Origin of the sequence: Bacteroides sp. 14(A) (assembly GCF_000526555.1) — a bacterium.
GTDB classification, from domain to species: Bacteria; Bacteroidota; Bacteroidia; order Bacteroidales; family Bacteroidaceae; genus Bacteroides; species Bacteroides cellulosilyticus.
Genome location: NZ_JAGH01000005.1, coordinates 449,272 through 473,632 on the forward strand (window position 1 = coordinate 449,272; position 24,361 = coordinate 473,632).

The window sequence follows — 24,361 nt, forward strand, 5'->3', positions numbered from 1 at the left end:
CGATTTGTAATTCATAATTAGTAATTTGTAATTCATTTATTATGGTAGCAAAACAACTTTCTATTTTCCTTGAGAATAAGTCCGGTCGTCTGACAGAAGTGACTGAAGTGCTTGCGAAAGAAGGTGTCAATCTTTCCGCTCTCTGTATTGCCGAGAATGCTGATTTTGGTATTCTTCGTGGCATTGTGTCTGAACCGGATAAGGCATATAAAGCTTTAAAAGATAATCATTTTGCTGTGAATGTGACGGATGTGGTGGGCATTAATTGTCCTAATATTCCGGGCTCTCTCTCAAAAGTCCTGCGTTTCTTGTCTGATGAGGGTGTTTTCATTGAATATATGTATTCATTTGCCAATGGTGAAACGGCGAATGTCATTATTCGTCCCAACGATATGGAAAACTGTATTCGTGTACTGACTGAAAAGAAAGTAGATTTGCTTGCGGCGAGCGATTTGTATAAATTATAATGACTGTTTTTTCAGACTGTTCATTATCCCGGTTCGTCGTGAATTGATTGGCGTTTGTCGGTCATTTCCTGGTTTTTGAAAAATTAAGGTTCGTATCATTGGTTTATTCGGTGCGAACCTTTATCTTTGCACATTATTTGAAAAGCTAAGAATGAAGAAGAATATCTTAATAACTTTGCTTGCGGCAGTGTTGCTCTCCTCGTGTGGAGAATACAATAAGCTGTTAAAGAGCACCGACTATGAGTATAAGTATGAGGCGGCAAAGAACTACTTCGCAAAAGGACAGTATAATCGTGCTGCAACATTGCTTAATGAGTTAATTGCTATCCTTAAGGGTACGGACAAGGCAGAGGAATCCCTCTATATGCTGGGTATGAGCTATTATAATCAGAAAGACTATCAGACAGCCGCCCAAACATTCGTTCAATATTTTAATGTATATCCTCGTGGTACGTTTACCGAACTGGCACGTTTCCATGCAGGAAAAGCATTGTATTTGGATACCCCTGAACCCCGTCTTGACCAGTCTGGTACTTATGCCGCTATTCAGCAATTACAAATGTTTATGGAGTACTTCCCGCAAAGTTCAAAGAAGGAAGAAGCTCAGGATATGATATTTAAGTTGCAGGATAAATTGGTGATGAAAGAATATCTTTCAGCCAAATTGTACTATAACTTGGGTAATTACCTAGGAAACAATTATCAGTCTTGTGTAATTACTGCGCAAAACGCTTTGAAGGACTATCCTTATACAAACCTTCGCGAAGACCTGTCTATTCTTATTTTGCGTGCCAAATATGAAATGGCCATATATAGTGTGGAAGATAAGAGGGCAGAGCGTTATCGTGAAACGGTGGATGAATATTACGCTTTCAAGAACGAGTTTCCTGAAAGTAAATATATGAAGGAAGCCGATAGAATCTTTAAAGATTCAGAGAAGATATTGAATGAAGATAAACAGAGTTAGGATAATATTAATTTAGATATTTATGGATTACAAGAAAACTAATGCTCCCAGCAGCACGGTTACCCGTGACATGATGGAGTTGTGTGCAGATACCGGTAACGTGTACGAAACCGTATCTATTATAGGTAAGCGTGCAAATCAGATCAGTGTGGAAATCAAAAGTGATCTTTCCAAGAAGCTGTCAGAATTTGCTTCCTATAATGACAACCTGGAAGAGGTATTCGAAAATCGGGAGCAGATTGAAATTTCACGCTATTATGAGAAATTGCCGAAGCCGACATTGATCGCAACGCAAGAGTACGTTGAAGGTAAGATCTACTATCGTAACCCGGCTAAAGAAAAAGAAAAATTACAGTAAATGAAATTACTGCAAAGGTGTGCCCGAGTAAAGTTTACTTAGGCACACCTTTGTTGCTTTAACAAAGAAAAAGAACTATGATACAACGAATTCAATCTGTCTATTTATTAATTGTGACAGGCTTGCTGATAGCAGCTATGTGTTTGCCGGTAGGGCAATTTATAGCTTCGGATGGAGTTACTGCATTTGTTTTTAAGCCATTGGGTGTGACGCTGGCAAGTGATGCCTTTCAATCTACGTGGGGATTATTTGGAATTTTGTTTTTGAGTACTGTTGTGGCATTCTGTACTATTTTCCTGTTTCGTAACCGGATGTTGCAAGTTCGTATGACGGTATTCAACAGTATTTTATTGATTGGATATTATGCGGCATTTTTCGTATTTATGTTTATGTTGAAAGATGATTTGGAGGCAATGTCTTTCCAATTAGGTTGGGCACTGTGTCTCCCCGCAGTTTCTATTGTTTTGAATTATTTGTCTTTCCGGGCTATTTATCGTGATGAAGTAATGGTGAAAGCAGCGGATAGTTTCAGATTGAGAAAATAAGAGAAAGCAGATAAAAGAGAAACGTCCCGGGATTTCGTACAGAAGTCTCGGGACGCTTTCTTTTATCTTGTATTGGGGAATTTCTTTTTTCTGTATTGAGTAATTTATTCTTCTGTATTAGGGAATTTATTTTTTGAGATCAAACAGATAGGTTATTTTCGCTACTATAGTGCCGTGTGCTGAACGGGAGAAATAGTCTTTCTTGGTGCTTTTGTAAAAATCGGACAGGGCATAGTAGTATCTGCCCTCTACTAGGAAATTACCGGCTTTGGTACGTAGTTCCAATCCGGCACCACCGGTAATACCATAATCGAATTTGTTTTCTACATTCTTATCGTGTTGCTCAGGAGTAGAGGTGTAGTTGTTCCATGCGTCATTCTTCTTCCTGGTATCACTGATAAAAAAGCCTATTTGCGGACCTGCATGAACGAAAAACTGCACTCCACGGTCTCTGCCGAATGCCAGATGTGCTAGAAGCGGTATTTCTACATAATTCATCTTGCGTATATATTCCAGTTCGGGGTGATCTTCATCAAATTCACTCCAACCATGTTGAGAAAAGTTTAGTTCGACTTGTGCACCACAAATCATGCTGAAGTATTTCTCGGAGATATAGCGTGCTGTTAAGCCTCCGTTGATACCCATCAGGCTTTTTTGCCGGACCGTAGGAGAGAAGCTGACGCTATTGATATTGATACCACCGTTGAAGCCTACTGCAAAGTTCTGGCGTTGTTCGCCAATCTGTGCATGACTGGGCAAAGCCCATGCGGCAAGCAACAAGGCAGCCCCTATACTATTTTTTATCTTCATTGTCTTTGGATTTAAAACTTCTGTAATCAATCATAATCCAGTTTTACCAACTCATAATTCTTGGTGAAATGTACAAAGAATACTTTCTTGTTGATGAATCCACCCCAATTGTTTACACGTTGGAATTTGAATCCGGTCTGGATAGGTACCAGATCCATGCGTTGCATGTTCTTTTCTAATTCAGAACCATAACGCGACAGACCTTTCAGGAAGAAATAGCCGGTATCGAAGCCCAACATTCCGAATTTGGGATAGCGTTCGTCCATTTCCTTACCATACCATCTGCGATAACTCTTTGTGAAATTGATGGCGGCAGGTAACAGGTTGTTGGTATAGAATGATGAATAGAAGTAAGTATCCAGTTCGAAGAATGCTTCCAAGTGATCTTTTGTATAAGTTTGCCATTCCGGATAACCGAACAAATGAATATTGCTTTCCGGATTATCGCGAACCAACAAAGTCAATTGGGGAAGTATCTTTATCAAAGTCATGTTGTTTCCCGAAGTGGGAATGAATATATTTTCCCGGTCGGTACGTAATACAGTTTTCAGAGATTCTACCGTTGCATCCTCTTTCAATGATTTCATAGGAATGGAACGGTTTTTCAGTTCGTCTTTCAGCCCTTTGATAAATTCTACTTTATCTTTTGTGCCCGTGCTGGCTTCTATAAAGATTACGTTAGCATTTGGGAACTGACGTACAAAGTGATCGTACACTTCAGAATAAAGGTATGATTGAGGAGTATTAATCTGATAAATGGATGGGTTGCGGAATACGTTGTTGTCTTTGGAGGTAAATGGTACTACCAGGCGGATATCATTCTTCTGTGCAAAATCTGCCAAAGGTTTGACTTGCTGCTGGTGTAACGGACCAAAGATAATATCCATATCTTTCATTTCTTTTTTGGAAAGAATGGGGTTCAGAGACGCATTCTCAGGACCTGAGTTGTAAGTGTATAGATCAATGGAAACTCCACTGCGTTTCAAACTGTCTACAGCCATGAGGAATCCTTCGTAGTACTCTACCATGCGTGCCGCTTCACTTTTGGAAACATCCAGGAAAGGAAGGATAAGAGCGGCTTTGATAGTGCTGAAGCGTTCTGTTTCTTTTTTATTTTCGCTGAATAATTCACTGTTGCTGGGTGCTACCTGTGGTTGCGCGGGTTTCTCTACTTGTGCGGTAGGATAAGGAATACATAAGAAAGTACCTTTTTTAATCTTATCTTCACCTTGCAATTCAGGGTTGGCAGCTATTAATTCTGCCTCTGAGATGCCATATTCACGACTGATGCTGTATACGGTTTCTTTCCGTTTTACCTTGTGCATATCCCGGCAACGTGATTGTACGGGGCCTTGGATAGTGGGGATGGCAACTTCTGTAACATTTTCAGTGGTGACTACATCGGCTTCGCTGGCAGAAGGTATGCGTATTACCTGTCCGATGCGGAAGTTTTCCGCACTCAGTCCGGGATTGGCATCACAAATGGCTTTGGCAGACACACCGTACTTGACGGTTAGCCGATAGAGCGTTTCACCTTGTGCTATGGTGTGAAAGGTCTCTGTCTGAGTATTGGCAGCTGTCCGTGGAATACGGAGAGTGCGTCCTACGAATATTTTTTCATCACTTCCTGGATTTAACTTTACGATGTCCGACTGTGTGACACCATACATACTGGATATGGAATAAAGGCTTTGGCCTTTTTCAATGGTATGCAGAAAATATGACTGGTTCTCTTGCGCAATTGCACCGAGACTGCATGCGCCGGCAAGCAGCAAGGAGCAGAAAATCCGGTTAATCGTTCTCATTCGATATCGTTGGTTTACGTTTACAATTTCCCAAAGTAGCTGCAAAGGTAAGAATTTTGCCTAAAATTAACGAAAGGAATGCGTTAAGAAATAATATTGTGCATTTTAAAACTGAAAAATCCCATGTATCCGCTGATATTCGCTTGGAAACCGTTATTTTTGCAGGTATTATGCGATGCGGATTGTTTTCATATATCGGTTGTGCAGCAATGTTGCTGCTTGGATATTTACCGGTGTGGGCTGACGGGGGAAAGACAGAACTGTTGGATATGTCTCCCGTGGCAATCTTGCTTTCTGAAAACGGAGCAATTCCTGAAGAGAAAGTTACCATTTCGCCAGATGATACATATACCGGTGCTGCTCCTCTTGAATTCCGATTCGTGTGGAGAGACGAAGATTCCGGAGGAGAATCGGACGAAACGGTAAATCTGCGTTATGAGTGGAATTTTTCTCGCGACGCTGCTTTCAACGATATCTTTCTGACACGTTTTGATGCTGAAACCATTTATAGTTTTCAGGAGTCAGGTATGTTTTATGTTCGTCTGATTATAACGGATGTTGAGACGGAAGAAACGAATATTTCCGGTACTTTTATGATCCGCATTACTGAATCGGAACTTAAAGTGCCGAATGCTTTTTCGCCTAATGGCGACGGAGTGAATGATGTGTTTCGTGTAAAGCACAAGTCGCTGGTTCGCTTCAATGCGTATATTTTCAATCGTTGGGGACAAGAACTTTACCGCTGGGGATTACAGAATATTGATGCAGGATGGGACGGTACTGCGCATGGAAAGAATGTTCCTGAAGGTGTTTATTTTATAGTGGTAGAAGCGGAGGGAGCAGATGGAGTTAATTACAAGATTAAAAGTGATATTAATATATTAAGATAAATGACAGAAGAAACAGAATACATCAATGTATATGGTGCGCGCGTGCACAATCTAAAAAATATCGATGCGGAAATTCCCCGTAACAGTCTTACCGTTATTACGGGACTGAGCGGAAGCGGTAAGTCGTCCTTGGCATTCGACACGATTTTTGCCGAAGGACAACGTCGGTATATCGAAACCTTTTCTGCGTATGCCCGTAATTTCCTGGGAAATCTGGAGCGTCCCGATGTCGATAAGATTACGGGATTGAGTCCGGTTATTTCTATTGAACAAAAAACGACGAATAAGAATCCCCGTTCTACAGTCGGCACTACAACGGAAATTTATGATTATTTGCGTTTGCTTTATGCACGTGCCGGTATAGCTTATTCTTATCTTTCGGGTGAGAGAATGGTAAAATATACTGAAGAGCAAGTCCTTGATTTGATCCTGAATGATTATAAAGGAAAGAAAATTTATATTCTGGCTCCATTAGTCCGTACTCGTAAGGGACATTATAAAGAACTGTTCGAACAGGTGCGTAAGAAAGGGTATCTCTATGTTCGTGTAGACGGTGAAATCAGGGAGGCATTACCCGGCATGAAGTTGGACCGTTATAAGAACCATGATATCGAGGTAGTTATTGATAAACTGATTGTGACGGACAAAGATGATGTCCGTTTAAAAAATAGTGTGGCTACCGCTATGCAGCAAGGTGACGGTTTGTTAATGATACTTGATTTACAGTCCGAAAATGTGCGCCATTATAGCAAGCGGTTGATGTGTCCCGTTACAGGCTTGTCCTACCGTGAGCCGGCACCCCACAATTTTTCATTCAACTCTCCGCAAGGTGCTTGCCCTAAATGTAAGGGATTGGGAGTTGTGAATCAGATTGATGTGGAAAAAGTGATTCCGGATCGGGAACTTTCTATATACGAAGGAGCTGTCATTCCATTAGGTAAGTACAAGAATAGCATGATTTTCTGGCAGATTGCCGCTTTATTGGAAAAATATGAAGCTACCTTGAAGACTCCTGTTAAGGAATTGCCGGATGAAGCCATTGATGAAATTCTCTACGGTTCGGATGAGCGTATTAAGATTAAAAGCTCTCTTATCGGCACTTCCTCCGATTACTTTGTAACGTTTGAGGGAGTAGTGAAGTATATTCAGATGTTACAGGAAAAGGATGCTTCCGCTACTGCGCAAAAGTGGGCGGAACAGTTTGCTAAAACTACTGTATGCCCTGAATGTAAAGGAGCGAGGTTGAATAAAGAAGCCCTTCATTTCCGTATCCATGATAAGAATATCTATGAACTGTCTTGTATGGATATCAATGAGCTTTACGACTGGCTGATGAATGTCGATCAGTATCTGGATAATAAACAAAAACAAATTGCTGTCGAAATATTGAAAGAAATCCGCACCCGTTTGAAATTCCTGTTGGATGTGGGACTGGATTACCTTGCTCTTGACCGTGGTTCTGTAACCCTGTCCGGTGGTGAGAGCCAGCGTATCCGTTTGGCTACTCAAATCGGTTCGCAATTGGTAAATGTACTTTATATTCTTGATGAGCCGAGTATTGGCTTGCATCAGCGGGATAATCAGCGGCTAATTCATTCTCTGAAGGAACTGAGGGATATCGGTAACTCCGTCATTGTTGTGGAGCATGATAAGGATATGATGATGGCTGCCGATTATGTGATTGATATGGGTCCGAAAGCCGGACGCTTGGGTGGTGAGGTTGTTTTTGCAGGAACTCCGAAGGAAATGTTGGAGACGCATACATTGACATCACAATATCTTAATGGTGAACGTGAGATAGAAATACCCAAAAAACGTCGTGAAGGTAATGGGCATAGCCTCTGGTTGCGTGGTGCACGGGGGAATAACCTGAAAGGGGTGGATGTGGAATTTCCTCTTGGTAAGTTGATCTGTGTCACCGGTGTATCCGGTAGCGGAAAATCTACTCTTATCAACGAAACATTGCAACCTATTCTTTCGCAGAAGTTCTATCGTTCGCTTCAGGATCCTCTGGAATACGATAGCATCGAAGGATTGGAAAATATCGATAAGGTGGTAAATGTGGATCAGTCTCCGTTGGGACGTACACCGCGTTCTAATCCGGCCACTTATACGGGAGTTTTTTCTGATATTCGTAATTTGTTTGTAGGATTACCGGAAGCCAAGATACGCGGTTATAAACCGGGGCGCTTCTCCTTTAATGTGAGTGGCGGACGTTGTGAAGCATGCCAGGGAAATGGTTACAAAACTATTGAAATGAACTTCCTGCCCGATGTATATGTACCCTGTGAAGTCTGTCATGGCAAACGCTATAATCGTGAGACATTGGAAGTGCGCTTCAAGGGAAAATCTATTGCTGATGTACTGGATATGACCATTAACCGTGCGGTGGAGTTCTTTGAAAATGTGCCGCAGATTCTGAATAAGATTAAGGTGATACAGGAAGTCGGTCTGGGATATATAAAGTTGGGGCAATCTTCCACCACACTTTCCGGTGGTGAAAGCCAACGTGTGAAATTGGCTACGGAACTTTCCAAGCGAGATACGGGAAAAACCCTTTATATTCTTGATGAGCCTACCACCGGACTTCACTTCGAGGACATTCGTGTACTGATGAATGTACTTAATAAATTGGTGGACAAAGGTAACACAGTGATTGTCATCGAGCACAATCTGGATGTTATCAAGATGGCTGATTATATCATCGATATGGGTCCTGACGGTGGTAAGGGTGGGGGGCAACTCCTCAGCTGCGGCACACCGGAAGAAGTGGCGAAAAGTAAGAAGGGATATACTCCTAAATTCCTGAAAGAAGAATTAAAAGGATAAATTATGAAGATCAATAAAACAAATGCGGCAAGGCTTTTGGACAAGGCCAAAATTGCATACGAACTGATTCCCTATGAAGTGGATGAAAATGATTTGAGTGCTATTCATGTGGCTGATAGCTTGGGGGAGAATATCGAGCAGGTATTCAAAACCCTTGTACTGCATGGTGACAAGAATGGTCATTTTGTTTGCGTCATTCCTGGCGAACATGAAGTGGACCTGAAGCTGGCTGCTAAGGCTTCCGGTAATAAGAGGTGTGATCTTATTCCGATGAAAGAATTACTTCCTTTGACGGGATATATTCGTGGGGGATGTACTCCTATCGGTATGAAGAAACCTTTTCCTACATACATTCATGAATCTTGTCTCAATTATCCTTATATCTACATAAGTGCAGGTCAGCGTGGCCTGCAGCTTAAACTTGATCCAAATGATTTAATTAAGGAGGTTCATGCTGAAGTTTGCATCCTTTTTCATGACTAATTTCACTTTTTTACAGGTTATTTCAGCAAAATGTATATATTTGCATTTAATAAACGAAAATCAATCTAATTACTAATTTAAAAACTTATATCTATGTTCAAGAATCATCCTAAAGGTCTGTTGGCAGCTGCTATCTCCAATATGGGCGAAAGGTTCGGCTACTACATCATGAATGCCGTACTGGTACTGTTCCTCTGCTCCAAATTCGGCCTGAGTGACGAAACCAGTTCCATTATCTACTCGGTCTTTTATTGTGGTATCTATGTACTGAGTTTGGTAGGCGGTATTATTGCCGATAGGACGCAAAACTATAAAGGAACAATCATGTCAGGATTGATAGTGATGTCATTGGGTTATGTAATTCTATCTATTCCTGTACTGTCTACTACTGAAAATATTGGTTGGTTGCTTCCTTTGACTTGTGTCTCTTTGTTTTTCATTGCTTTCGGTAACGGACTTTTTAAAGGAAATTTACAGGCTATCGTAGGTCAGATGTACGACAATCTCGAAAAAGAAGCTGAGAAAAAAGGACCTGAAGCCTTGAAGCTGGCTAAGAGTCGTCGTGATTCTGGTTTTCAGATATTCTATGTATTTATCAATATTGGTGGTTTGATTGCACCTTTTGTTGCTCCTCTGCTCAGAGAATGGTGGTTGAAGGTTCATAGCATGATGTACAATGCTGATCTGCCTGCATTGTGCCATCAATATATTAAGGAAGGTGGAGATATGGCTTCCGATAATCTCTCTAATTTAAATGAACTGGTTGTCAAAGTGGGAGGTACGTTAACAACTGATTTGAGCGTTTTCTGTACCCAATATCTTGATGTATTTAATACAGGTATCCACTATTCATTCATAGCTTCGGTAGTAGCTATGCTTATTTCTCTTTTCATTTTCATTGCGTGTCGGAAGGTATTCCCTACGCCGGGCAAGAAGGAAAAACAAGAATCGGTGACTTATACACCTGCCGAGAAAGCAGCCATGGCAAAGGAGATAAAGCAACGTTTGTATGCACTGTTTGCTGTATTGGGTATCGTGATTTTCTTCTGGTTCTCATTCCATCAGAACGGACAGTCGCTTTCACTTTTTGCCCGCGACTTCGTAGTAACCGATAGTATTGCACCCGAAATTTGGCAAGCTGTCAATCCATTCTTTGTGATAGTACTTACCCCGCTCATAATGCTCTTCTTTGGTACACTTGCCCGTCGTGGTCAGCAAATTTCTACTCCTAAGAAGATTGCCATTGGTATGGGTATTGCAGGACTTGCATTCTTATTCCTTACCATTTATTCGGCAATGCAAGGTTACCCGTCAGGTACTGAATTTAAGGCAATGGCGGATTCTGCCAAAGCTGGGTTGAAAGCCGGACCATGGGTATTGATAGTGGTTTATTTCTTCCTGACTGTAGCTGAGCTTTTCATTTCGCCGCTTGGTCTTTCATTTGTTTCTAAGGTAGCTCCCAAGCATATTCAGGGCTTGTGTCAAGGCTTGTGGCTGGGTGCAACAGCGATAGGAAATCTCTTCTTATTCCTTGGTCCTATGATGTATAATAAGATTCCTATCTGGCAGTGCTGGACTGTGTTCTTTGTTATTTGTCTTGTGTCAATGGGCGTTATGTTTGGCATGGTAAAATGGTTAGAACGAGTAACGGAATAATTAGAAATTGAAAATTAAAAATTAAAAATTAAAGGCTGCGCAGTTCAAAAGAGAATCTTGCGCAGCCTTTAATTTTTAATTTTCAATTTCTAATTGATCTCCAGCCCCATTATAAAGTCATTCATATAATATCCGTTTCCTATCGGAAAATCCCCTTCCCTCAATTTCTTCATTCCCATACGTTCATAAAAATTCAGCGCTTTATTGTTACGGTTCACATTCAACTCCATCAGGCATGGACCAGGATGTACTTCCTTGATATATTTGACGGCTTCATGGAATAAGAAGCTACCGCAATGTGATCCTTGAAAAGAGGGGAGTACATATATTTTCTGTAGGTGAAATAGATCTTCACCTTGTTGTTGCACAGATACATAACCACACACTTCCTTGTCCTTGTATCCAATGAAATATACATGCCCTTCTTCTTCCATTTGCTTACGGATGTTCTCTATGGAGTACATCCATTCCATCATGTAGTCATTCTGCTCCGGTGAAAGTATGTCCTTGTAAGTCTCCGGAAATATCTGCCATGCAAGTTTATGAATCAGCTCACAATCGGCTGTAGTTGCTTTTCTGATAGTTAACATAGTTCGTTGTATTTATATCTTTTCCGCAAAGATACATTTTTCTCTTATATGTTATTCTCTCCCTTGGTGCTTTATTAATAAGGTGTGAATAGATAATAGTGTTAATTAAATAAAATACAAGGTACTTTGTATTGCATAGTACTAAGATAATACATATATTTGTGTCATACAAAGAAAAGCTCTATTTCAATCAGTTGCTATCTTTGCTGTAAAATAGAAAATTGTCGAATCGTAAACCAATAAGAGATGGACGTAAATAATGTAAAGTCGCAAATGCGTAAGGGCATGTTAGAGTATTGCATCATGCTGCTGCTTCACAAAGAACCGGCCTACGCTTCGGATATCATCCAGAAACTAAAGGAAGCCAAGCTGATCGTAGTGGAAGGAACGCTTTACCCCCTGCTTACTCGTCTGAAGAATGACGATCTATTAAGTTACGAATGGATAGAGTCCACACAAGGACCACCACGTAAATATTACAAGCTCACTTCGAAAGGGGAGGTTTTTCTTGGAGAGTTGGAAATCTCCTGGCGTGAGTTGAATGAAACAGTGAATCATATAGCCAACTATTAGATTCAAGATATTAAAAACCTCGTATCAGTATAAATTTTAAAAACAAATAGCAATGAAAAAGACATTAACAGTAAATTTGGGCGGAACTGTTTTCCACATTGATGAAGACGCCTATCGCCTTTTGGATAACTATCTATGCAATCTGAAACTGCACTTTAGAAGACAAGCCGGTGCTGACGAGATTGTAAATGACATCGAACTCCGCATCTCTGAACTTTTTTTAGAGAAGCTGACTGCTGGCTCTCAGGTGATCACTATAACTGATGTAGAAGAAGTAATCAATCGTATGGGGAAACCTGAAGAGATGGAAACAGGGACTGAGGAGAATGCTGCTTCAGGTTCCGGAAATACGAAGGGTGCCTCCGGTGAAGGCTATGGTTCCGGCTCCTGGAATGGTGATAATAATTCTTCTTATACTTCAACTCGTCGCCGTTTGTACCGCAATCCGGACGATAAAATGCTGGGTGGCGTGATAGGGGGACTTAGTGTTTATTTAGGCTGGGATTCCACTTGGTTCCGTTTGGTTCTTGTTTTTTGCGCAATTTTTGGTTTCAAGTTCTTGATCCCTATCTATATCATTTGCTGGATAGTGATTCCCGAAGCTCGTACAGCAGCTGAGAAGTTGAACATGCGTGGTGAAGCTGTTACGGTAGAGAACATTGGAAAGACTGTAACTGATGGTTTTGAGAGAGTTACAAATAATGTAAACGATTATATGAAGTCTGATAAACCTCGTACTTCTATGCAAAGGACCGGTGATACGTTGTTAATGATTGTCGGTTGGTTCCTGAAGATTTGTCTGATTATTGTGGCTATCATTTGCAGTCCGGTACTGTTTGTTTTCGGTATTGTATTTGTGGCTTTGCTCTTTGCCGCTATTGCAGTTGCTATTGGTGGTGGTGCAGCGTTGATGTCTTGGTTCCCGGCTATTGATTTTGTATTACCTACATCTCCTTTGTCAGCCATCGTACTATATATTGCAGGTATCCTCGTAGTGGGTATTCCTCTGGTTAGCCTTGTTTTCGCAATCTTCCGTCCGGTGTTCAATTGGCAACCTATGGTTTCCGGGTTGAAGTGGACATTGCTCATTCTGTGGATTGTTAGTGCTACCATCTTCTTTATCTGCTATACCATGCAAGGATTTACATTCCCGGAATTGCTGATGCGAGGGTAACAGATTGTTATTTTAGTTTTTCTGGGGGCTTGGAGATATTCTTTAAAATATCTCCAAGCTATTTTGATTAACCATAAATATAAATACTATGAATCGGACGCGTTTTTATTATCTTGACTTATTACGGGTTTTCCTTACTATGTTGGTGTTCTATCATCATTCTGCGGTTGCTTTCGGAGCTTCCGGTGGATGGTATTACATATCGAAGGAAACAACTACCGGCCTAACTCAAGGCTTGCTCTCAGCATCTATGGGCATTGACCAATCCTATTTTATGAGTCTTTTCTTTTTTATCTCTGCCTATCTGATGCCCTTTTCTTTTGATCGTAAAGGAATGAAATCTTTTATATGCGATCGTCTCAACCGTTTGGGTATTCCTCTTTTGATTTATAGTTTTCTAGTCAATCCTCTATTAATATATTGGATATACGGTGTATGGGGTAGACCGGGTTTTGGACCGATGTGGTTTGTATTTACACTGTTGATTTTTGAATTGAGTTATGCTGTTTATCGCCATTTTTGTACAAAGCGGTTGGCACTGAATTGGAAATATCCTGCAATAATGGGTATTCTTCTATTTATGCTAATGACGGGTGCCGCAGCATTCCTCATTCGGCTTTATGTTCCTGTAGGAAGTGAAGTTTTAGGATTGCAGCTGGGGTTCTTTCCTTTATATATAGGTATGTATTTGTTGGGAATTGTGGCGCATCGTAATCATTGGTTGGATAAAATCTGTGTGAAGAATGCACTTCCCTGGTTTCTTATAGCAATTCTTTGTGGCATTCCTTCTTTATTGATTGTAATGAGTAGTTTTTCAGAACAGATGGATTTATTCTCGGGTGGATGGAATTTGCAGGCTTTATTTTATGCCCTTTGGGAACCAGTTATGTGTGTGGGTATTTGCTATTTTCTGTTAGCATACGGGAAGGCTCATTGGAACAAACCGATGCCTTTGGTTCAGAAATTGTCCACTGATAGTTACGCGGCTTATTTTATTCATCCGGTAATTGTAGTGGGTTGTGTGTTTATTATGGAGCTTTTGCCGGTTTCTCCTTTGATGAGATTGTCACTGGTTTGTGTAGTGGGTATTCCGTGCTGCTTCGTTGCAGCAAGAGTAGTCCGGTTAATGTTGGGAAAGGTGGGCGTAAAGATGTAATATTCTTTGCTTTTCTGCATAAAGCGGTAATATGTTCTATTGCTTTTTGCCTATTTTCTCTTTTGAAGAAACAAGCTGTTAGATGTTTTGGAGTTGACTTAATTTCTATGAGTGGAAGCCAGATAAAAATAAGGAATAACTGAAAATAATGGGAATTATGTATCTTCCATCCGTTCTACACCAACAAGGCATTTTGTTGATACATCTATTGCTTGCCGTGCGTTGAATATCATGTCTGATGACTTACTGCGAGACCTTGAGAGTTTTGGTCTTTTCTTTGAGGATATGGTCGTGCGTGACTTGAAGATATATGCCGGTACACTGGGAGGCGATGTTTTGCACTATAGAGATAATGCCGGATTGGAATGTGATGCTGTTGTTCATTTGGATGATGGCAGATGGGGAGCAATTGAGATAAAATTAGGTGGTGATGAACTTATTGAAGCTGGAGCGACATCTCTTAAAACCTTGAAAGCTAAGATAGAAGAGAAAAGTGATGAAAAGTCACCTTCCTTCTTGATGGTGCTCACTGCTGTTGGTGGGGCCTATCAAAGAGAGGATGGCGTATATGTAGCTTCAATGAATTATCTGAAACCTTAATCCATTCTTTGAAATAAAAACAAAGGGGACTTTACAGCCCCCTATATTCCCTTTCCGCATTGAAGCAAGGGCAAGGTTTCATGGAATTCAGGTCATGATGACCCACAATCAGAGCGTGTGGAAAGATGCGCTTCAGTTCGCGCAGCAGTGCAAGCAGCGAAGCTTTTTGCTCTAAGGTGCGAGTGTCGGATGGCTGACTGCCGGCATCCAAACCTCCTTCATAACAGATACCGATGGAGTGCCGGTTATGATTGAGGCAATGCGCTCCGATTTTTTCCGGTGGGCGGCCTCGGTGGATCTCACCGTCACGAGTCACGTAGAAATGATAGCCGATGTCACTGAAGCCGCGGTGGCGAATGTGATCGCGGCGGCAATCTTCGAAGCTCAGGCCCACGCCCTGAGGCGTGGCCGAGCAATGAATAATGAGTAGGGTAATCGTGCGCATAGCTACTTGCAGGCGCCTAACCCTAAAGCTCCCGCAATGGCGGTGGCTACGGTGATGATTACTTTGAGGACAATGCCCCATACGTTTTTTGACTTCTTTTCTTCATTCATAATGATTGATGATTTATAATTTATGCGAATCAGGAGTTATCCCAACGGGTTTTTCATCGAGTCCGCCGTCTCCTCCGGAACCACCGCCGGGAGTGTCACCGGATGAGCTGCCTCCTCCCACGGTGTACATGGAAGCCTCCTTCATTTGCCCTTCCAGATTAATCTGAGCATTGCTCAGCTCACCCGTGGCACGGGCGCGGAGTTTCAATCCCTTTACGTTATTAGCCAATGAGAAGTCGGCGGCAGATTTTGCGCCTTTTTTACTGACAATCCCTACGGAGAAAATTGCCAGATCATCCATTTTTACATTCTTGCCATCCAGAATAAGTTCCTTGGTGCAGGAAACCATGTCTGTCAACACTCCCTTGATGACGCCACTTGAGTAGGGAGTATTGTGGTTGGACATGTGTTTGGCAAGTCTCTCAATGTCGAACGTCTCTTCAATTACGGGACGCGCATACCAGAGACCTTTCAGTAGGCTGTTTTCGCCTGTCACTTGATACTTTTTGTAACGAATCATAATTTGATAAATAATTTAAAAGATTAAACAATTATAATTTAAAAGATTCACGATGTTGAACTCAACAATGCAAAGGTAATATTGTCGGTATAGGCGTTTGTCACTTTCAGACTGTTAGAGTCGATTGAGGTCTGTTTTAGTCTGTTATTTACATATATATCTTTGATAATGTCATGATTTATGTCTATCTTTGATGAAATATAACACATGAATATCAGATATGAACTCTTTTGAAATCCGTACCTATGGGCGTACTGAACTTGCCCAACTCTATTGCCCCGATCTTTGTCCGGAGGCTGCTTACCGTAAGTTGAAACATTGGATTGATCTTTATCCCGGTCTGCGTGCCGGTCTGTCCGCCCTGGGGCTTTCTCCCCGTTCACGCTCCTATACGCCCGCCCAGGTGAGCCTGATAGTGGGTGCACTGGGGGAACCCTGAGGTTACGTTTGGACATCGTAAAGGTGAGCTTGAGCGGCGTAAAGGTGAGGTTTGGCAGCGCAAAGGAGAACGGGGGATTGGTACAGTTGGTACAGAAGTTCACTGGTCTTCTGGCACACACACACGTGCGCACGTACGCGTTTTATATTATAGTGCACGTTGTTATATCAAGGTTTTTGATAAGATCTATCAGGGCTTTTGATAAGTTCCTTTTCCATCCATATTCTCCACCAGCCCGTTTTTCAGCATCCGTTTCAGCCAGGTTGAAGCGGTGGCGGTTTTTATGCCCATCTCTTCAGCCTTTTGCAGGAATTCAATCCGTGTGAATCTCTTTTTCATACACTGTACCAGTGCGTCCCGGTCGGCATTGCCCCGACGGGTTACTTCGGTGGCGGGCAGGAAGGAAAGGATATGGGTGGCGTGGCGATATAGACATTCGGCCATCGACAGCACGGCGTGGAAATCATCTTCAGTGATGTCAAGGTTCCATAAGCTTACGATGTGGTCTTTCAGATTATCGGCAGAAGTGCCGGGGTCGGGCGAAAGATGTGGTGACGTGGCTATATCTTCACTTTCAAGCATACGCAGCATGGCCACCACTTCCATGATGCGGCAGATGTTGATAGCCAGACGTGCCACGCTGCCCGACATTTCGCTGCCGTTTGTCAATTCGGAGCGGGTGAAGAGTTGGGAGAACAGCCGGTTGAATTCCTCTTTCTGGCCGTCGGAGAGGTGTAGGGTGAAAATTCCTCCCATATAGATGATCTTCAGCTTTTCTTTCCATTCCACCCCCATCTTGGTGAAGGGCTCTTCCAGATTCCGGTCGTTCCGGTCGAACTGGTTTTGCCATTGTCGTATGGAGGGCATGTAGTAGAAAATCTGTCGTGAGAAAAGCCCGTTTTCGGCAGTAGGTATCAGCGACTTCACTTGTGAGGGAGTGCCGGATATAAGTACTGAAAGATACGTTTTCTTTACTTCACGGTATTCCCTGTCGGTGCGCCGGTTGTAGGCCACCCGGTCGTGGTCGAAAGCCTTTCTCAGGGTGTCGCTCCAGTGTCCGTAGTCCGAGCCGATGGCGGAGGATATGGTGTCGGCTTCGCTTTCGCATATCAGTCCGATGCCATCGGAGTCCATCAGATTTTGCAGGATGCCCGTTCCCGTGTTGTTTCCTGAGATGAGGAACATTTTGTTGGGCGGCAGTGTCGGAATCTCGGCTTTTGCCCGTTCTTTTCCCAGTGCATCGTACTTTGCCTTGTCGCGTTGGTAGCACACCATTCTTTCTGCCACCTGCTTGCGTATCTCATCGTGAAAAGGTTCTACCAGCAGGCGTACTAGCGACAGGACTCCTTTTCCGGATGCGGAGTTGGCCGAAGTGAACGTCTGCATGCAGGGCGATACCATCTTTCCTCCGTATGCGCACCGGACGTGCGGCCCCATGGTGGCTCCCAAAACGTTGAGTGCTCCCAGCAGCAGGACGTCGCTCTGGGCATCGGAGGTGGCGCAACTCATGATGTGTTCCAGGGGATAAGGCCATCGGATGTTCTTGTCGAAAGTGGGCAGAGGAGACAGCGGAGCGCTACCCGACGAAGTTTCTTCTTCACAAGAGAAGTCATTTTTCTCTTGTGAGTACACCTCTTTTACGCGTGTGCGTGTGTGTGTGCCAGAAGGTGGGCGAACTTCTGTACCAACTGTACCAACTGTACCAACGGTGCCTGGATTTTCATATTCGATTTTCACACCGCACAGCTTGGCCAGATGGAAGGCGGTGCCTATGTGTACGTCGTTATGTCCGGTCTTCAGCGCATTGCTGAATAGTTGTTCTGCTGCCCGATGGTCATACTTGGATGAGAGGCTGCACAGGGCGAGAAAATCCTGACGCCCTGCCTCGCCGCAGTCGGTGGCGATGGCAAAGGCCAGTTGTATATACTCTTGATAACTGGGAGCGATGTCTGCTCCCGCATTTCTGACGGCTTCGGTCAGGAGGTGTAATGAAGATAGTGGTTCCATTGGTTGTTGTAATTCGTAATTTATAACTCGTCCTTTTCAGTTCTTATCAACGCTTCCGGGTCATGGCACAGGAAACAGGAGCGTACGAGGTCTTTTCCTGAGGTATCCACTCCTTTACCCGAATTCCGGTGGTCGGTGTCGTACATGCAGTGTACATAGCGCATCGCCCAGCGGATTCCATCTGTGGCGCTTTGTCCGGGTGCGCAGGGCACGAAGGCTTTCACGCCCTTTCCGGTGGGACTGATGAACACTAACGCGGGGTGTAGATAGGGATCTTCGAATAGTAGTTGGCGCAGTTTTTTTGCTTCTTCGTTAGATTCGAGATGGTCTACGTCCACTACCACGAGTCCTGACGTCTCTTCTATACAGTCGCTTCTGCGTCGGGTGAAGACTCCGCACGGGGTCACGTAGGGCAGTGTCTGCTGCTTCAATAGGCGGCAGACACTGTCGTCACCCTGCTGTACGGCGTTTCGTACATCAAGCGTGAGCGCGGCAAGTTTCGCGTTTGCAGTGACCAACTTGTATACTTCGTTGAGTTCCACTGTGCGTAGTGGAGTCAGCGTGGCGTTTTTCACGATCCTTCCGGTTGCTTTGTCCTTTATCGGAGAGATAGGGGGCATGAATAGCGACATTCTAAAAGAGTTTTCCATTGCGTTTTTTTTTATTTTGTGCAAAGGTCGCCTCTTTTTTTTGAATGAACTATTATGGATTTAATGTCACGTCATATCCATAAGGATCTATGTTTTCCGTATCTTCCACTTTTATCACTGCCCACACTTTTCTTAGTTCTGTAGTTAAACTGTTTAATTTCAGCGGAATACCTTCTTCTTTGTTGTGCTTTAACATATCTCCATTTGCGAATAAATGTGTTGCTAAATCATTGATTGTCTTGATTCCGATTCCTCTATAAGCCCCTAATTTGAAGGCTCTGAGTGCACCTACATATATGTGGGTGTTTTTTCCGAAATATTTGCGCTCTGCCAGCCATTCTTCTTTAATAATGCTGACGTCACTCACTCCTTTTCTCTTTAGATTTCTCTGTTTTACAATACGATAGTTCTTACTTCTCTGGTTAGAATCTTTAGATTCTTCGCTTTTTTATTACTTTCCATTTTGTTTACATGTTGATTGTTTGTTAACTGATATTTGCAGTGTTAAAAAAGGTGCAAAAGTATAAGATAAATATGAAGAGTGAAAATAGAACGCGTAATAAGTGAAAAATAAGATGTTTGTTGGATGATAAGTGTTTGATATATAGATTACTGTAGTAATATTTGATGGGTGTACAAAAAACGTTCGTTTAATGTGCACAAAGATAAATGTGTTTTTTTAACTGACAAAATGTTTGATGAAAAATATTTTAGTAATGTCTGTTTTATCTATCTAAGTTATTGAATATAAGTGATAAAGATTTTATAAAAATATTAGTTAATATCAATTCTTTTTATACCTATCTCAATCCTGAGGATTTTAAAAATCTTTACGCATAAAAAACGAACGATTAAAAGATAATATTTCTATTTAACTGATTCGTTTATAGCTTTTTACCTTCAAGGTAATGAACTACTTCATAAAATCTGTTGGCAAGAGGGACGCAAAGCTTGTTGTATTTTACATAAAGCGTTCGCAAGTGATTGAAACTCAGGAATGTGTAAGGGTTTCAAAGCCCCGAGAGAACACCCTTTTCTGAAATAACCCCTAAAATGGAAGTGGATAAAGAAACCGAAATATGGTATGCGATGCGCGCCACCTACCGTAGAGAGCCAGATGCTATGCATCTACTTGAAAAAGAGGGGATGGGCTGTTTTGTTCCCATGCAATACAAGATCAGCATAAAGAAAGGGAAGAAGGTTCGTGCCTTGGTTCCGGTGATCCATAACTTGCTTTTTGTTCATGCCCGCCCTTCTGATGTGAAGCGTGTAAAATCTCAGGTAACTTATTTGCAATATATCACTGATACCCGTAGCGGTCAGAAGATTATCATCTCGGACAGCGAGATGCAGCGTTTCATTGCCGTTGCCGGTACCTATAACGACCATCTTCTGTACTTCCAGCCCGATGAGCTGAATTTGGTTAAAGGTACTAAAGTTCGTGTCACGGGTGGTGACTTCGAGGGGCAGGAAGGTATTTTCCTGAAAGTGAAAGGTGCGCGTGATCGCCGTGTGGTTGTCGAGATACAAGGCGTCATCGCTGTTGCCATGGCTACTATCCACCCGGATCTTATAGAAGTAATCAAATAATAAATCATAAATCATTATGTCTCTTTCCGAAGAAACACTTACTCTTCAGCGTGCGGCGCACGATCTGATGTATTTGGGTATGGACGGGAGTCCTGTCTATAGCGACGACCTTTCCCGTCGTAATGGCGAAGTTTACCGCCTGACCACGGCATTATATAATTCCGGTGTCCAGGGTTCTACAGTTGAGGAACAGGCGAATGTCTGCCTTGCGCTTCTGATGGGCTACAATGCCTCATTCATCGACCATGGTGAGAAGCAGAAGCATGTCCAGGAAGTTTTGGATCGTTGTTGGGATATCCTTGAAGTCCTTCCCGCTTCATTATTGAAACTTCGTCTGCTTACCGCCTGCTATGGTGAAGTGTTCGACGAGCCTTTGGCTGACGAAGGTCGTGCTATTATCGATTCCTGGAATTCTGCATCGCTTACTTCCGGTCAGCGGGAAGCTATTGAGGAGTTCCAAAATGTGGTGGATAATCCTTATCCATGGGAATATGTTGATGAATAAATGCTCACTGCATATACACTTTTGAAACAATATGGAAGTTATAAAAACATTAATAGAGGGCGTTGTCATCATTGAACCTCGTCTTTTTAAAGATGATCGCGGTTACTTTTTTGAATCCTTCAACCAAAGAGAATTTGAAGAAAAAGTTTGTAAGACGACGTTTGTGCAGGATAATGAATCCAAATCGTCTTACGGTGTCATTCGTGGTTTACATTTTCAGGAACCGCCTTTCGCTCAGAGTAAGTTGGTGCGCGTAGTGAAAGGAGCTGCTTTGGATGTTGCTGTGGATATTAGAAAAGGTTCTCCGACTTTCGGACAGCATGTAGCTGTAGAGCTTACAGAAGAAAATCATCGCCAATTCTTTATCCCCAGAGGCTTTGCACATGGTTTTAGTGTGTTGAGTGAGGAAGTGATATTTCAATATAAGTGTGATAACTTTTATGCTCCGGAGTGTGAAGGTGCTTTGGCTTGGGATGATCCGGATTTGGGAATTGATTGGAGGATACCAATGGATAAAGTAGTGTTGAGTGAGAAGGATAAGAGGCATCCTAGGTTGGTAGAGATTGGATGAATATTTCAATATTTAATCAAATAAAAGTAAGTGTTCAAATTAGGTATTGAGAGTATGTGGCTTTGTTACGAACTTAAAATTAAATTCGATGTATAGTAGTGAATTTATTGGAAGATTTTACTTTTAAGACTGAGTCGAATCACTACCCAAGTGCATATTTAATTGTATAAATGAGATAAATGAAAATTTTAGTTACTGGTTCTGCAGGTTTTATAGGCTCTTATGTTTGTAGATGCCTGCTTTCTCGCGGAGATGAGGTAGTAGGCCTTGATAATATCAACAACTACTATGATGTCAATTTGAAGTATGGACGTTTGGGGACTTTAGGCATTGATAAAAATACAGTTGATTGGTATAAATTTGTCCAAAGTAGTACATATAAGCATTTTCGGTTTGTCCGTATGAATTTGGAAGACAAACAGGCTATGCAAATGCTTTTTGCCAATGAGTATTTTGATAAGGTTGTGAACCTTGCAGCTCAAGCAGGAGTACGCTATTCCATAGAAAACCCGTATGCTTATGTAGAAAGTAATATAGATGGTTTCTTGAATGTGCTGGAAGGTTGTCGGCATTATCAGGTGAAACATTTGATTTATGCCAGTTCCAGTAGTGTTTATGGTTTGAATGGGAAGGTTCCTTTTTCGGAAAAAGACAGTATAGCGCATCCTGTGAGTCTTTATGCAGCGACAAAGAAATCAAATGAATTAATGGCTCATACTTACAGCCATTTATATGGTATTCCTTCTACCGGTTTACGATTCTTTACGGTTTATGGTCCTTGGGGACGTCCGGATATGTCACCTTTCCTTTTTGCTGATGCTATGTTGCACGGGAGGCCAATAAAGGTTTTCAATAATGGAGATATGCTGCGTGATTTCACTTATATTGATGATATCGTTGAAGGGATTCTTCGTGTAATAGACTACATTCCTGCTCCTGATATTGACTGGAGTGCTCAGGCTCCTGATCCCAGTTCTTCTACCGCTCCATATAAAATATATAATATAGGTAATTCTCATCCAGTGAAACTTATGGACTTTATTCAGGCAATTGAAGGAGCTATTGGACATCCTGCAGAGAAAATATATCTTCCGATGCAACCGGGAGATGTTTATCAGACAAATGCAGATACTTCGGCTTTGCAGAATGAGTTGGGATTTAAGCCTGACAAACCTATTAAAGAGGGAGTTCAGGAAACGATAGACTGGTATCGTTCTTTTTATCAATTGTAATCAAAAGTAAACTAAGATAATATGAAAATAGCAATCGTTGGTACCGGCTATGTCGGTTTGGTGACAGGTACCTGTTTTTCGGAGATGGGGATTGACGTGACTTGTGTGGATGTGCAGGACAGTAAGATAGCAAAACTGAAGAAAGGTATTATTCCCATTTATGAGCCGGGCTTGGAAGATATGGTTCATCGTAACTATACTGCGGGTCGTCTGAAATTTACAACGGACTTGAAGGAGTGTCTGGATGATGTAGAGGTTGTGTTTAGTGCTGTTGGTACTCCTCCTGATGAGGATGGCAGTGCTGATTTGAAATATGTGTTGGAGGTAGCGCGTACCATTGGCTGTAATATGAATAAGTATGTGCTGGTTGTGACTAAGAGTACGGTTCCTGTGGGGACTGCACAAAAGGTAAAGTCTGCCATTCAGGAAGAACTTGACAAGCGTAATGTAAAGATAGAGTTTGATGTGGCTTCCAATCCCGAGTTTCTGAAAGAAGGTGATGCGGTAGATGATTTTATGAAGCCCGACCGTGTGGTAGTAGGTGTGGAGTCAGAAAAGGCTAAGGCTATAATGGAACGTCTTTATAAGCCTTTCATGATGAATAACTATCGCTTGATATTTACTGATATTCCTAGTGCCGAGATGATAAAATATGCGGCAAATTCTATGTTGGCTACACGAATTAGCTTTATGAATGATATCGCTAACCTCTGTGAACTGGTTGGTGCTGATGTAAATATGGTTCGCAAAGGTATTGGTGCAGATAGTCGTATTGGCAGTAAATTTTTGTATCCCGGTTGTGGATACGGTGGTTCTTGTTTCCCGAAAGATGTAAAGGCGTTGATAAAGACTGCTGAAAAGAATGGTTATCCGATGCGTGTTTTGAAAGCTGTGGAAGAGGTGAACGAGAGACAAAAGAGCATTCTTTTTGAGAAGTTGTTGAAACATTATAGTGGAAACTTGAAAGGTAAGCAAATCGCTTTATGGGGTTTGGCTTTCAAGCCTGAAACGGATGATATGAGAGAGGCTCCGGCATTGGTTTTGATTGATAAGTTGATAGAGGCTGGTGCAAGCGTGAAGGTTTATGATCCGATTGCGATGGATGAATGTAGGCGTAGGATAGGGGATAAGGTTGTCTATGCTACGGATATGTATGATGCGGTGCTGGATGCGGATGCGTTGTTGCTTGTGACGGAGTGGAAAGAGTTCCGGATGCCGAGTTGGGGAGTGTTGAAGAAGACGATGAAGAAGGCAATGGTGATTGACGGAAGAAACATCTATGAAAAGAAAGAAGTGATGGATGTTGGAATATATTATTTTTGTATAGGTAAATAGACTCCACTTTTATATCTGTTTATAGATTCTGTTTGCAATGTTCGGTATTATAGT

Annotated in this window: 27 protein-coding genes; 18 read left to right on the forward strand and 9 right to left on the reverse strand. The window is 42.1% G+C overall.

Going from position 1 to position 24,361, the window contains the following annotated elements; genetic code table 11:
* Nucleotides 1-41 precede the first annotated feature (41 nt).
* The 4 genes from K429_RS0124705 (at nucleotide 42) to K429_RS0124720 (ending at nucleotide 2,337) form a co-directional block, all read left to right on the forward strand.
* Nucleotides 42-467 (forward strand): amino acid-binding protein, encoded by a 426-nt coding sequence (locus K429_RS0124705; RefSeq protein WP_007213880.1) that lies wholly within the window; start codon nucleotides 42-44, stop codon nucleotides 465-467.
* Nucleotides 468-618: 151 nt separating this feature from the next.
* Entirely contained in the window at nucleotides 619-1,434 is an 816-nt protein-coding gene (locus K429_RS0124710; RefSeq protein ID WP_007213881.1) for an outer membrane protein assembly factor BamD, read from the forward strand.
* 22 nt (nucleotides 1,435-1,456) lie between these two features.
* Nucleotides 1,457-1,792, forward strand: coding sequence for a DNA-directed RNA polymerase subunit omega (locus K429_RS0124715; RefSeq protein ID WP_007213882.1), 336 nt, complete (start codon nucleotides 1,457-1,459; stop codon nucleotides 1,790-1,792).
* A gap of 77 nt (nucleotides 1,793-1,869) precedes the next feature.
* Nucleotides 1,870-2,337, forward strand: a complete 468-nt coding sequence (locus tag K429_RS0124720) for a DUF4293 domain-containing protein (RefSeq protein WP_007213883.1) — start codon at nucleotides 1,870-1,872, stop codon at nucleotides 2,335-2,337.
* Between the two features lie 126 nt (nucleotides 2,338-2,463).
* Here the strand turns inward: K429_RS0124720 and K429_RS0124725 are convergent, their stop codons facing one another.
* Nucleotides 2,464-3,147 (reverse strand): porin family protein, encoded by a 684-nt coding sequence (locus K429_RS0124725; RefSeq protein ID WP_007213884.1) that lies wholly within the window; start codon nucleotides 3,145-3,147, stop codon nucleotides 2,464-2,466.
* Between the two features lie 26 nt (nucleotides 3,148-3,173).
* The gene (locus tag K429_RS0124730) at nucleotides 3,174-4,952 is read right to left on the reverse strand and encodes a LysM domain-containing protein (RefSeq protein WP_022209127.1); all 1,779 of its coding nucleotides are present in this window, start codon (nucleotides 4,950-4,952) and stop codon (nucleotides 3,174-3,176) included.
* A 98-nt stretch (nucleotides 4,953-5,050) separates the two neighbouring features.
* On the opposite strand from K429_RS0124730, the gene K429_RS0124735 reads away from it, so the two are divergent.
* From K429_RS0124735 to K429_RS0124750, 4 genes are all read left to right on the forward strand, one after another.
* The gene (locus K429_RS0124735) at nucleotides 5,051-5,842 is read left to right on the forward strand and encodes a gliding motility-associated C-terminal domain-containing protein (RefSeq protein WP_231501914.1); all 792 of its coding nucleotides are present in this window, start codon (nucleotides 5,051-5,053) and stop codon (nucleotides 5,840-5,842) included.
* Nucleotides 5,843-8,671: an excinuclease ABC subunit UvrA gene (gene uvrA / locus K429_RS0124740; protein ID WP_029328475.1), complete on the forward strand. Its 2,829-nt coding sequence runs from the start codon at nucleotides 5,843-5,845 to the stop codon at nucleotides 8,669-8,671.
* 3 nt (nucleotides 8,672-8,674) lie between these two features.
* Nucleotides 8,675-9,154, forward strand: coding sequence for a Cys-tRNA(Pro) deacylase (gene ybaK / locus K429_RS0124745; RefSeq protein WP_029328476.1), 480 nt, complete (start codon nucleotides 8,675-8,677; stop codon nucleotides 9,152-9,154).
* Between the two features lie 93 nt (nucleotides 9,155-9,247).
* On the forward strand, nucleotides 9,248-10,810 hold the full coding sequence (locus tag K429_RS0124750) for a peptide MFS transporter (RefSeq protein ID WP_029328478.1): 1,563 nt from the start codon (nucleotides 9,248-9,250) through the stop codon (nucleotides 10,808-10,810).
* Nucleotides 10,811-10,899: 89 nt separating this feature from the next.
* Here the strand turns inward: K429_RS0124750 and K429_RS0124755 are convergent, their stop codons facing one another.
* Complete coding sequence (locus K429_RS0124755) at nucleotides 10,900-11,400, reverse strand: GNAT family N-acetyltransferase (protein WP_007218262.1); 501 nt, start codon at nucleotides 11,398-11,400, stop codon at nucleotides 10,900-10,902.
* 246 nt (nucleotides 11,401-11,646) lie between these two features.
* On the opposite strand from K429_RS0124755, the gene K429_RS0124760 reads away from it, so the two are divergent.
* The 4 genes from K429_RS0124760 to K429_RS0124775 all read left to right on the forward strand — a co-directional run bounded on the left by K429_RS0124760 (nucleotide 11,647) and on the right by K429_RS0124775 (nucleotide 14,903).
* Nucleotides 11,647-11,973 (forward strand): PadR family transcriptional regulator, encoded by a 327-nt coding sequence (locus K429_RS0124760; RefSeq protein WP_029328479.1) that lies wholly within the window; start codon nucleotides 11,647-11,649, stop codon nucleotides 11,971-11,973.
* A gap of 52 nt (nucleotides 11,974-12,025) precedes the next feature.
* On the forward strand, nucleotides 12,026-13,147 hold the full coding sequence (locus K429_RS0124765; RefSeq protein WP_029328481.1) for a PspC domain-containing protein: 1,122 nt from the start codon (nucleotides 12,026-12,028) through the stop codon (nucleotides 13,145-13,147).
* Nucleotides 13,148-13,235: 88 nt separating this feature from the next.
* Nucleotides 13,236-14,303: an acyltransferase family protein gene (locus K429_RS0124770; protein ID WP_081750937.1), complete on the forward strand. Its 1,068-nt coding sequence runs from the start codon at nucleotides 13,236-13,238 to the stop codon at nucleotides 14,301-14,303.
* Between the two features lie 135 nt (nucleotides 14,304-14,438).
* Entirely contained in the window at nucleotides 14,439-14,903 is a 465-nt protein-coding gene (locus K429_RS0124775; protein ID WP_081750938.1) for a DUF4143 domain-containing protein, read from the forward strand.
* Between the two features lie 31 nt (nucleotides 14,904-14,934).
* On the opposite strand, the gene K429_RS0124780 is transcribed toward K429_RS0124775, so the two are convergent.
* Genes K429_RS0124780 through K429_RS0124790 form a run of 3 tightly spaced genes read right to left on the reverse strand, consistent with a single transcriptional unit; the run spans nucleotide 14,935 to nucleotide 15,978 of the window.
* A complete protein-coding gene (locus K429_RS0124780) occupies nucleotides 14,935-15,348 on the reverse strand; it encodes an N-acetylmuramoyl-L-alanine amidase (protein WP_029328484.1) in 414 nt (137 codons plus the stop codon).
* 2 nt (nucleotides 15,349-15,350) lie between these two features.
* Nucleotides 15,351-15,458, reverse strand: a complete 108-nt coding sequence (locus K429_RS31350) for a smalltalk protein (protein WP_007218269.1) — start codon at nucleotides 15,456-15,458, stop codon at nucleotides 15,351-15,353.
* 13 nt (nucleotides 15,459-15,471) lie between these two features.
* The gene (locus K429_RS0124790; RefSeq protein ID WP_029328486.1) at nucleotides 15,472-15,978 is read right to left on the reverse strand and encodes a DNA-binding protein; all 507 of its coding nucleotides are present in this window, start codon (nucleotides 15,976-15,978) and stop codon (nucleotides 15,472-15,474) included.
* 220 nt (nucleotides 15,979-16,198) lie between these two features.
* On the opposite strand from K429_RS0124790, the gene K429_RS0124795 reads away from it, so the two are divergent.
* Entirely contained in the window at nucleotides 16,199-16,417 is a 219-nt protein-coding gene (locus tag K429_RS0124795; protein WP_007218271.1) for a DUF4248 domain-containing protein, read from the forward strand.
* Between the two features lie 189 nt (nucleotides 16,418-16,606).
* Here K429_RS0124795 and K429_RS0124800 read toward each other — a convergent pair whose 3' ends face one another.
* Genes K429_RS0124800 through K429_RS0124810 form a run of 3 tightly spaced genes read right to left on the reverse strand, consistent with a single transcriptional unit; the run spans nucleotide 16,607 to nucleotide 19,441 of the window.
* On the reverse strand, nucleotides 16,607-18,424 hold the full coding sequence (locus tag K429_RS0124800) for a DUF3987 domain-containing protein (RefSeq protein ID WP_029328487.1): 1,818 nt from the start codon (nucleotides 18,422-18,424) through the stop codon (nucleotides 16,607-16,609).
* Nucleotides 18,425-18,444: 20 nt separating this feature from the next.
* Nucleotides 18,445-19,074: a BT4734/BF3469 family protein gene (locus tag K429_RS0124805; RefSeq protein ID WP_029328488.1), complete on the reverse strand. Its 630-nt coding sequence runs from the start codon at nucleotides 19,072-19,074 to the stop codon at nucleotides 18,445-18,447.
* A 52-nt stretch (nucleotides 19,075-19,126) separates the two neighbouring features.
* Nucleotides 19,127-19,441 carry a hypothetical protein gene (locus tag K429_RS0124810; RefSeq protein WP_007218274.1) on the reverse strand — a complete coding sequence of 105 codons (315 nt, stop codon included), beginning with the start codon at nucleotides 19,439-19,441 and terminating at the stop codon, nucleotides 19,127-19,129.
* A gap of 686 nt (nucleotides 19,442-20,127) precedes the next feature.
* On the opposite strand from K429_RS0124810, the gene K429_RS0124815 reads away from it, so the two are divergent.
* The 5 genes from K429_RS0124815 (at nucleotide 20,128) to K429_RS0124835 (ending at nucleotide 24,307) form a co-directional block, all read left to right on the forward strand.
* Entirely contained in the window at nucleotides 20,128-20,664 is a 537-nt protein-coding gene (locus tag K429_RS0124815) for a UpxY family transcription antiterminator (RefSeq protein WP_029328490.1), read from the forward strand.
* A 16-nt stretch (nucleotides 20,665-20,680) separates the two neighbouring features.
* The gene (locus K429_RS0124820; protein ID WP_007218276.1) at nucleotides 20,681-21,169 is read left to right on the forward strand and encodes a UpxZ family transcription anti-terminator antagonist; all 489 of its coding nucleotides are present in this window, start codon (nucleotides 20,681-20,683) and stop codon (nucleotides 21,167-21,169) included.
* A 31-nt stretch (nucleotides 21,170-21,200) separates the two neighbouring features.
* Nucleotides 21,201-21,740, forward strand: a complete 540-nt coding sequence (gene rfbC, locus K429_RS0124825; RefSeq protein ID WP_007218277.1) for a dTDP-4-dehydrorhamnose 3,5-epimerase — start codon at nucleotides 21,201-21,203, stop codon at nucleotides 21,738-21,740.
* A 179-nt stretch (nucleotides 21,741-21,919) separates the two neighbouring features.
* Nucleotides 21,920-22,972: an NAD-dependent epimerase gene (locus K429_RS0124830; RefSeq protein ID WP_007218278.1), complete on the forward strand. Its 1,053-nt coding sequence runs from the start codon at nucleotides 21,920-21,922 to the stop codon at nucleotides 22,970-22,972.
* Nucleotides 22,973-22,993: 21 nt separating this feature from the next.
* On the forward strand, nucleotides 22,994-24,307 hold the full coding sequence (locus K429_RS0124835) for a UDP-glucose/GDP-mannose dehydrogenase family protein (RefSeq protein ID WP_029328491.1): 1,314 nt from the start codon (nucleotides 22,994-22,996) through the stop codon (nucleotides 24,305-24,307).
* Nucleotides 24,308-24,361 lie beyond the last annotated feature (54 nt).